Origin of the sequence: Cedecea sp. VD22, from assembly GCF_037150195.1 — a bacterium.
Taxonomy (GTDB): domain Bacteria; phylum Pseudomonadota; class Gammaproteobacteria; order Enterobacterales; family Enterobacteriaceae; genus Cedecea.
Genome location: NZ_JBBCPX010000012.1, coordinates 128,808 through 135,439 on the forward strand (window position 1 = coordinate 128,808; position 6,632 = coordinate 135,439).

Sequence of the window (6,632 nt, forward strand, 5' to 3'; positions counted from 1 at the left end):
ATCCTTAATCTTTCTGGCCGGACTCGGGCCAAAACTGGTGATGCAGCAGTTCCACGGCCTCTGCGACGCGCGGGCCCATGCCCAGAATCAAAGCCTGATCGATAATGACTATCCGCTTGTTTTTCCAGGCGGAGGTATGGGTGATCCCGGGAATGGCCTTCAGCGCTTCGGGGTTGCCCTGGGTCATTTGAGTCGTCGCGACGATGACCTCAGGGTTGGCGGCGATCATCGCCTCGGTGCTGTAGCTCTGGTACTGACGATGCCGGGCGATATTTTTTGCTCCGGCCATGCTAAGGATGGAGTCGGCCACGCTGCCCGCGCCGGCAACCTGCGGCACGCTGCCGCCCGCGGAGAGAATAAACATCGCTTTGACGGGGTGTGGCTTCAGCACGTTACGTTTGCTAATCACCTCCAGCCGCTGTTTAAGGTTGGCAATCAGCGCCTCTCCCTGCGGCTGGCGCTGTAAGGTCATCGCCAGAGTTTGAATGTTGGTGTACATCTGCTCGACGGTGGCGGGCACTCGCGGGAGCTGCAGGACATTCACCTTTGCCTTTTCTAACTGCCCGATGACGATGTGCGGCCCGGCGTCCTGCCAGGTAATGAAGCGCCCGGGGCGCAGCGACAAGATGGATTCGCTGCTGAGCTGCATCCAGGAACCGATGTGCGGCAGCTTTGCCGTTTCCGGCGGCCAGGTGGTGGTTTCATCCACGCCAACCATCTGGCTACCCGCGTCGAGGGCATAAACAAGCTCGCTCAGGGAGCCGCCAGCGACGACCAGCCGCTCGCTAGCCTGGCTGGAAAAAGAAGTCGTCAGCGCCAGCAGTGCGGCAAAAAAATGTCTCTTCATCAGAATTTCCACCCAAAGCCGATGGCCGTGTTGAAGCCCGCTTCCGGGATAGATTCGTGGGCGGTCTGGTAGCGTTTGTTGGTCAGGTTGTTCAGCGCCAGGTTGACCAGGTACTGGTCGTTGTCACCAAACTCGGCGTTGACGGCCAGGTTTAACGTGGCCCAGCCGGAGTAGCGCCTTTCACTGTCACCGGTGTTTTCTTTGGCACGGGAGGCCGCGCGAATAAAGGCGTCGGAGGTGATATTCATGGCGTTAAGCATCAGCGTATGTCTGACCCCGAAGCGGCCATTGACGACAGGCTCGCCGGTATCCCAGGTTTTTAGCGAGTCGCTTTCATACTGACGACGCAGGAGATTGCCGCTCAGGTAAGGGGAGACGGCCCAGCCGTTGTACTCCGCGCTCAGCTCAATGCCGTAGGTTTTGGCCCGGTTGATGTTGTCATAAAATCGGTAGTTGGCCCGGGAACTGCTGCTGTTCCCCAGACAGAGGGCTTGCCCTTCGCAGGCTCGTGATGCGACGTAATCTTTGGCTTCTGAATAGTAGACCGTGCTGTCAATCAGCCACAGGTTGCCTTTGTAGCGGGCGCCAATTTCGTAGTTGTTGGAGTGTTCCGGGCGCAGATCAGGGTTGCCGTAAGTCACGCCGCCGCCGGCGGAAGTCTGCATAAACTGCTGCACCAGCGTGGGGAAGACGTAGCCCTGGGCAAAGGCTGCACGCAGCTCGATATCTTTAAACCCGGAGTAGTTCAGGCTGGTCGCCGCCACGAACTGGCTATCGCTGGCGGATTTGTTGCCGGTTGCGGTGTGGGTTGTGACGCCGCCTTCGGTTTTTTGTGTGCTGCTATCAATGAGTTTGGAGGAGAGCCAGTACTGGCGGGCACCCGCCGTCCATGTCCAGTCATCGGCCAGGTGCCAGGCGTTCTGCGCAAACAGTGAGGTATTGCTTTGTTCCGATTTGTCCTGCGACTGGCTGTGGGTTTCAGTATCAAAGATCCCGGTTTTGGCCGTCTGCCGCGTATAGCCGCTGCCGCTCTGGTCTACCTTGTCGTGCTGATACTGCGCCCCAAGCACCAAATCGTTTCCGGCAGGCAGGGAGAAGTTTGTTTGCAGCGTGACGCCCTGGGTGTATTGCTTGTCATTGGTCTGGGTCTGATTTTTTACGCTTAGCGCCTGAATGGCCGGCGAAGAAATCACCTGTGTAGTCGCGACTTCATTGTTAAACCGGCGTTCGACGGTTTGGCTGTAGGCATCCAGATGGATTTTTTTCAGGTAATTTCCGTCGACATCAAGGTCGTAAAACAGCCCGATTTTTTCCCGCGTCATTTTCGGGATCCTGACGCTAAAGGCGTCGAACTGTTGGTCTGGATCGTTGTACCAGGTTTGCGTGGCGAGGCTGTAGCGGTCGAGAGACAGGCCAATTTTCTGACGATCGAAACGGTAACCCAGCCACAGTCCCTGGCCGTTATTGCGGAAGTGCGTGTTATCCAGCCGCCCATCCGGGGTTTTTCTGTTGCCCTGGTCCGAGTAGCTGCCGTTGATGCGGTAGTCTAACTGGCCGATGCTGCCCCAGGCGGCGGCGGATTCCTCCCAGCCTGCGGTGGCGGAGTTCCAGGTTGCTTTGACCAGCCCGGCCAACGGCTTATCACCGCCTTTTTTGGTGATGAAATTCACCACGCCGCCGATGGCCTGTGAGCCGTAGAGCACGGAATAGGGGCCTTTAATGACTTCAATACGCTCCAGAGCCGATTCATCCACCAGCAGCCCCGCGCCGTAGTCCTGCCCGGCGCGTTGGTAGGTGACTTGCTGACCATCAATCAGAATCAACACGCGCGATGAGGCTTCGCCCCGGATGCGGATTTGCTTGCGGCCCGCGAGCGCGTTATCGGTGACTTCTACCCCGGGAATATCTTTGAGGTCGTCTGCAATGGAGACGCTGGTGGAGTTTTCCAGCGTTTTGCTGTCAACCACCTGGACGGTAACCGGGCTGTTCCAGAGGTTGGTTTCCGTGCGGCTGGCACTGACGATAATCGTGTCATCAGGCGCGGTGTTTGGCTGGGCGAAAGCGCTATCCGGTGCGGTAAGTGCGCCGGCAATCAACAGAGGTACGACTGAAAAGGTTGCGTAGGTTTCACATTTCCCTGGCATAAATCCATCCTTGTGAACGTTAATGATATTTATTATCGTTCGCCTTTATAGCCAGGAGTAGCGTACATATCCACCGTTTAACCTGCTAACCAGATGCAACTTTGATTTTGGTCAAAGGAGATGGGCCCGTGCGCGGTGAGCCTGCCAAAGAGGGGTAACTTTCTGCGCCCGGGCGCAGAACGTATCACTTTTATGTTGCTAACCTGTTTATTTCCTCAACGAACCTACAAAAAAAAGCAGTGAGTCTGGAAAGAGGAATGCCGTTTATTTTCCATTGCATTGGCGCTTTGTAATGTCCTGTGGTGGGAAAATATTATTATCCCGAATGTGTTTCCGATGAGATACAGCCAGAAACAATTAGCCAATTTATGTAAAGGGGTGATGTTTATATGTTGCAGCACAGGGACGGGAAAATACTCCTTTTATTTATTAGTTTCCTTATTATTTATCTGCTACCGGGAATATACGGCCATACGCCGTGGAAGCAGGATGAAAACTATACCTTCGGCGTCATTCAAACCATGTATGAAACGGGCAATTGGTTAGTGCCTGTGAACGCCGGTGAGCCGTTTATGGAAAAGCCGCCGCTTTATTACTGGACGGCAACGCTAATGGCGCATTTATTTTCCGGTATGATGCCGCTCCACGATGCTGCCCGAAGTGCGACGCTTTTGTTTTCAATTATTAATTTTTCCTTCTTTATTCTGCTGGCGAGAAGAGTACTCCGCAGTGAAAGCCTGGTAGATTACCGTATCTGGCTGGCCTTCGCCGTTTATATCAGCGCCCCGGGCATCCTGCGCCACAGCCATGATATGTTCAGCGATACCGCGCTCACCGCAGGCGCAACCGTGGCGCTGTATGGCATTGTCGGGTTGATTCGCCAGGAGAAAGTGGCCGCCTCGGCGGTATGGCTTGGCCTGGGCACAATAGCAACGATGTTATCCAAAGGCGTATTTATTCCCGGCGTATTATGGATAACTTTATTTTTAAGCGCTTTCTTTTTCACACAATGCCGGACTAAAGCATTTTGGTATCCGGTTATTCTCTCAGGACTGCTAGCGCTTATTTTTATTCTTCCCTGGCCAGTGTTGCTTTACAGTAAACATCCCGACCTTTTTATGGCGTGGTTTTGGGAAAATAACATTGGCCGTTTTCTTGGCTTTTCCGTTGCTAAGCTGGGCGCCAAAGCAAACCTGATGCGTGTGCCTGAGGCCGTTGCGCTTTTTGCTCTGCCAGCCGGGATGTTGGCGACAGTTTATTTTCTTCGTCATCCACTTCAGCGGTTGAGAAACCCGGATGAGTTTGTGATTACGCTTTTTCCGTTGCTCGGCATTATTATTCTGCAGATGTCGGCCACCAGTCGCGCTTTATATTTAATGCCCTTTGTGGCCCCGATGGCTATATTGGGATCCCAGCTTTTACCTGCAATAAAAGAGAAAGCACTGCGTTATTTCTCCTGTTTTGCCGTCGCGCTATGGTCAGCTTCGCTTGCGGGGGTTTGGGGCATTTATCTGCTTAAGGTGGGTGGCGATCAAAAAGGCTGGCTGGCTCCGCTTGAGCGCTGGCTGCCGGCGAGCTACGAGCTGCATTTATCCTGGCCGCCATTTGTGTTTGCCCTGGTCGTTACCGCGCTGTGGATCTGTCGGGGGCGTTTATCTGCGGCACTCAACCCGGTGTTGCGCGCGGCATTCAGTTGGGGGTTAGGCGTGACCGTTGTCTGGAGCGTGGCGTTCACGTTAATGGTGGGCTGGTTCGACTACAGCAAAGGTTATGCTGGGGTATTTAAGGATCTCAAAAGCCATCTGGCGGGGCAGTACCTGGCGGATGACTGCATGGCTTCTTACCGGCTGGGGGAGTCAGAGGCGCCGATGCTTTATTACTTTGCCGGGATCCTGCATCAGCCACAAACAACCTTCCGCCAGCCTGAGCGCTGCCGCTGGCTGATTGTGCTGGGCGACAAGCTGCAGCCCGCGCCGAAGGGAATGGTTTTTTTCTGGGAAGATAATCGCCCCGGTGAGAAGCGTAACAACCTGATGGTGTACAGGGACGTTTCAAAAAATAACGACTAAAAACCTGGGCCGGGTTTACAAGGCTCAGCCAGGCAGGCCTTCTACAATAGTGATCATCGCTTCTGCGACGCTGGCCCTTTCCTGGCGAGCGCGCTGGTATTCCGGTGAGTGGTAGCAGGCCAGCGCCGTCTCCATATCGGCGAACTCAATGACGACATGCCGGGCGAAAGCCGCATCACCCTCTACAACTTCCGCTTTGCCGCCTCTCGCCAAAAAGCGGGCGTTGTAGCGCGTAAAGGCTGCCGGGGATAAATCGATATAGTTTTGATACTGCTTAGGGTTGTGAACGGTGACGTGGGCAATCCAGTATGCGGCCATGCTTTGCTCCTGTAGGGGGGAAGGCTGTTTGTCAGCCAATCTAGCACAGCGGTGAACGGCCGTGTTGCCGGAAAGAGGCGGCATGTTGTGGTGGCTCATCGCTCAATTTGACGTTGTACATTTCATTACACGCCGATACCAATCACTCACTGAAGAGTTTGTTCCACGCGCCTATAGTTCATTTCAACGGCCCCGCAGTGGGGTAAACACGAAAACAAATTCGAGGATGTCGAAATGAAAAAAGTATTAGCTCTGGTTGTTGCCGCTGCTATGGGTCTGTCTTCCGCCGCTTTCGCTGCTGACACTACCGCTACCGCTCCAGCTGCTGCGCCGGCAACCACCGCCGCTGCGCCTGCTGCTAAAGCGCCAGCGGCAAAAGTAACGCACCACAAGAAACACAAAAAAGCTGCCGTTCAGAAAGCACAGGCCGCTAAAAAGAAACACAAAAAAGCCGCTAAGCCAGCCACCGAGCAGAAAGCTCAGGCTGCTAAAAAGCACCACAAAAAAGCAGTAAAACCAGCTGCGCAGAAAGCTCAGGCTGCTAAAAAGCACCACAAAAAAGCAGTAAAACCAGCTGCGCAGAAGGCTCAGGCTGCTAAAAAGCATCACAAAAAAGCAGTAAAACCTGTTGCTCAGAAAGCGCAGGCTGCTAAGAAACACGTGAAAAAACATCACAAAGTTGCTGCAAAACCGGCTGTTAAGCCAGCTGCATAAGTTTGACGGGGCAACCCCGTTAGCTTGAAGCGTTAACACAAACACCCGGCTTGCCGGGTGTTTCTTTCTGGAGTTCAGATAATGTTGCGACGCTACAGTTTCGAATTAATCCTCACCGCGCTGCTGACCTGCGGCCTAATCACGCTGAATTTTTGGCTTCAGTAGATTCTGTTCTTCCTGAGTTCTAAAAAACCACCAGCCCCTGCTTTACTCAGAAATACAGGCCAGCGCCTGGTTGAGATACTAGTGCAGATTAGCGCTGTAGTTTTTATTTGGCTCTGGAAAAGTGGTTGGAAGAGGGCGATGTCGATGCAGTCGTGTAATCGTTCAGTTCGATGTAGAGTCCGTATCGCCAAAAGCAAAAAACCCGCCATAGGCGGGTTCTTCTAAATAGTGGTGCCCGGACTCGGACAAAAACGTCAGGAACGTTTTTGAACAGCGCTTGCGCTGGCCCCTTATGGGGTGAGTCTCAGGGATGAGACGAATACTAAAACGTCAGGAACGTTTTTGAACAGCGCTTGCGCTGGCCCCTTATGGGGT

The 6,632-nt window shown here is 53.9% G+C and carries 5 protein-coding genes; 2 read left to right on the forward strand and 3 right to left on the reverse strand.

Features of this window, described 5'->3' with window-relative positions:
• Positions 1-4: 4 nt before the first annotated feature.
• Both WFK85_RS18645 and WFK85_RS18650 read right to left on the reverse strand, forming a co-directional pair.
• Positions 5-847 (reverse strand): heme/hemin ABC transporter substrate-binding protein, encoded by an 843-nt coding sequence (locus WFK85_RS18645; RefSeq protein ID WP_336709882.1) that lies wholly within the window; start codon positions 845-847, stop codon positions 5-7.
• Positions 847-2,991 carry a TonB-dependent receptor plug domain-containing protein gene (locus tag WFK85_RS18650; protein WP_336709884.1) on the reverse strand — a complete coding sequence of 715 codons (2,145 nt, stop codon included), beginning with the start codon at positions 2,989-2,991 and terminating at the stop codon, positions 847-849. Before WFK85_RS18650 ends, WFK85_RS18645 begins: the two co-directional genes overlap by 1 nt.
• A gap of 389 nt (positions 2,992-3,380) precedes the next feature.
• On the opposite strand from WFK85_RS18650, the gene WFK85_RS18655 reads away from it, so the two are divergent.
• Positions 3,381-5,060 carry an ArnT family glycosyltransferase gene (locus WFK85_RS18655; protein WP_336709886.1) on the forward strand — a complete coding sequence of 560 codons (1,680 nt, stop codon included), beginning with the start codon at positions 3,381-3,383 and terminating at the stop codon, positions 5,058-5,060.
• Positions 5,061-5,084: 24 nt separating this feature from the next.
• Here WFK85_RS18655 and WFK85_RS18660 read toward each other — a convergent pair whose 3' ends face one another.
• Positions 5,085-5,378, reverse strand: coding sequence for a DUF1330 domain-containing protein (locus WFK85_RS18660; protein ID WP_008453781.1), 294 nt, complete (start codon positions 5,376-5,378; stop codon positions 5,085-5,087).
• A gap of 234 nt (positions 5,379-5,612) precedes the next feature.
• Between WFK85_RS18660 and asr the strand changes: the two genes are divergently transcribed.
• A complete protein-coding gene (asr, locus tag WFK85_RS18665) occupies positions 5,613-6,092 on the forward strand; it encodes an acid resistance repetitive basic protein Asr (protein ID WP_166867317.1) in 480 nt (159 codons plus the stop codon).
• The last annotated feature ends 540 nt before the right edge of the window (positions 6,093-6,632 follow it).

Excerpts from the sequence above, each read along its gene's own strand:
- WFK85_RS18645 (WP_336709882.1), bottom strand. The coding sequence starts at position 847 with ATGAAGAGACATTTTTTTGCCGCACTGCTGGCGCTGACGACTTCTTTT.
- WFK85_RS18650 (WP_336709884.1), bottom strand. The coding sequence starts at position 2,991 with ATGCCAGGGAAATGTGAAACCTACGCAACCTTTTCAGTCGTACCTCTG.
- WFK85_RS18655 (WP_336709886.1), top strand. The coding sequence starts at position 3,381 with ATGTTGCAGCACAGGGACGGGAAAATACTCCTTTTATTTATTAGTTTC.
- WFK85_RS18660 (WP_008453781.1), bottom strand. The coding sequence starts at position 5,378 with ATGGCCGCATACTGGATTGCCCACGTCACCGTTCACAACCCTAAGCAG.
- asr (WP_166867317.1), top strand. The coding sequence starts at position 5,613 with ATGAAAAAAGTATTAGCTCTGGTTGTTGCCGCTGCTATGGGTCTGTCT.